This window comes from Methanospirillum sp. (genome assembly GCF_035560735.1).
Lineage (GTDB): Archaea > Halobacteriota > Methanomicrobia > Methanomicrobiales > Methanospirillaceae > Methanospirillum.
On sequence record NZ_DATMYY010000064.1, the window covers coordinates 1 to 2,123 of the forward strand.

Here is a 2,123-nt window from a genome sequence, read left to right on the forward strand (position 1 = left end):
CCCATTTATTCTCGCAGGGTTTTCAATGTTTTTTGGCCAGTACTTTCTGGACCCAGCTACCGTTTTTAAGATTTTATTATCACCAATACTTCACACTCAGCAGACCTGGACAGATGCACAGGCAAATGTAATATTTAACATCCGAATCCCAAGGATAATCGGAGCATTTCTCATAGGAGGAGGCTTGTCTGTTGCCGGTGCAGTTTACCAGAGTCTTTTTAGAAACCCTATGGTCTCACCAGATATCCTTGGCGTTTCATCAGGTGCAGGATTTGGAGCAGCGATTGCAATATTGTGTTCACTCCCGGTACTGCTCATAGAAGGATCAGCATTCTTTTTTGGTCTGGCTTCTGTTGGATTTGCAGTAACTCTTGCTAAAATATATAAAGGGGAATCAATCCTTGTTCTGGTCTTATCAGGGATAATAATGGGATCACTGTTTACGTCCCTCATCTCACTGGTCAAATACGTAGCAGATCCAACCGCAAAATTACCTGCGATAACCTACTGGCTCATGGGATCTCTCAGTGCAGTATCAATGTCAGATATTTTCCTTGCCATCCCATTCATTCTCCCAGGTGCGATCTATTGTATGGTAATCGGATGGAGATTAAACGCATTTTCTCTTGGTGATGAAGAAGCAGGATCTCTTGGAATTGATACGACACGAATGAAATACATCCTCATTTTTATCTCGACATTAATTACAGCATATTCTGTATCTATCTGTGGAATAGTTGGCTGGATAGGTTTGGTTATACCTCATCTAGGCAGAATGCTTATCGGTCCTGACAATGCCCGGTTAATTCCAGCTTCGTTTTTTCTGGGAGCAGCATACCTGATACTCATAGACAATATTGCCAGAAACGTAACTAGTGCAGAAATCCCACTTGGAATTCTCACAGCAATTGTTGGTGTCCCATTTTTTGCTTACATTATGGCAAAACGGGATGTTGGGTGGACATGATGTTTGCAGTAGCAAATGCAGGATTCGGATATAGTGCTGATCGACAAATATTTCACAATGTATCATTTTCTGTTGAAAAAGGAGAGATTCTCTGCATTCTCGGACCAAATGGTATTGGAAAGTCAACGCTATTAAAATGCTGTGCCCGGATTTTACCTCTAAAATCTGGAGAAATATCAATACATGGGAAAAGCCTTCAGCAGTGGAATCGTTCAGATCTGGCAAAAATGATTGGGTATGTACCTCAAGCTCATCATATGGTCTTTCCATTTAGTGTACTTCAACTGGTTTTACTGGGAAGAACACCACATATATCTGCGTACTCAAGGCCTGGAAAAAGAGACCATGAAATTGCAATTGATGCTTTAAAAAGCGTAGGAATTGAGCATCTTGTGGATGCACCAGTTAACAGAATTAGTGGAGGAGAATGCCAACTCGCTATGATTGCTCGTGCTCTCGCCCAGGAACCCTCACTCCTGGTTCTGGATGAACCAACAAATCACCTTGATTTTGGAAATCAGGTACGAATTCTTCACATTCTTGATAAATTATCAAAGGAAAGAACCATCTCAATCATCATGTCATCTCATTATCCAGATCATACCTTCCTGCTCTCATGCAAAGTTGGAATCATGCAAAATGGGGTTGTTACTCAGGTTGGAGATGCTGAAACAGTTGTAACCAATCAGTCATTAGAAGAGACATACCATATCACCATAGGTGTTCACTTTATTGAAGAGGTAAGACGGAATGTGTGTGTACCATCTTACCCGTGATAAAAATAAGGCTCTAATTTTTCTGCTTTTTAATGATAACCTTCAGTGAAGAATGTCCATAAAAGTGATATCCTGATCCCCCTTCAACAAGTACATCCAGGATCTCATCAGGTTCCACAACTCGATTACCTGCAAGCATCGAGATATTTCTGGCAAAAAAACTCTCTGGAAGCATAGTCGCGGTAGGACCGATAATGATAACGTACGCATCCGGGTTGCACAACTTAAGAATACTCTCAAGAGTATCATTGATGAGAGTCGTTCCAGAAATAATCACCAGATCAGCAGTAGAAACCTCTTGTGGAAAATCATTCTGATTCACGAAGAATGGCAATTCTTCTGATTTAAGAGTTCTAATATCAAGTTCAGCAATCCTGTAT

The 2,123-nt window shown here is 40.8% G+C and carries 3 protein-coding genes; 2 read left to right on the plus strand and 1 reads right to left on the minus strand.

The features are described from left to right. Nucleotides 1-967: FecCD family ABC transporter permease (locus tag VN429_RS01760; protein ID WP_325629149.1), on the plus strand; the 967-nt coding region annotated here is incomplete at its 5' end. Continuing rightward, a complete protein-coding gene (locus VN429_RS01765; protein ID WP_325629151.1) occupies nt 964-1,743 on the plus strand; it encodes an ABC transporter ATP-binding protein in 780 nt (259 codons plus the stop codon). The genes VN429_RS01760 and VN429_RS01765, both read left to right, overlap by 4 nt. A 13-nt stretch (nt 1,744-1,756) precedes the next feature. Here VN429_RS01765 and VN429_RS01770 read toward each other — a convergent pair. Then, a partial coding sequence (locus tag VN429_RS01770) for a Rossmann-like domain-containing protein (RefSeq protein WP_325629153.1) occupies nt 1,757-2,123 on the minus strand: 367 nt, incomplete at its 5' end.

What these genes read in the sequence shown, in the direction of transcription:
- VN429_RS01765 (WP_325629151.1), top strand. Translation starts at nt 964, where the DNA reads ATGATGTTTGCAGTAGCAAATGCAGGATTCGGATATAGTGCTGATCGA.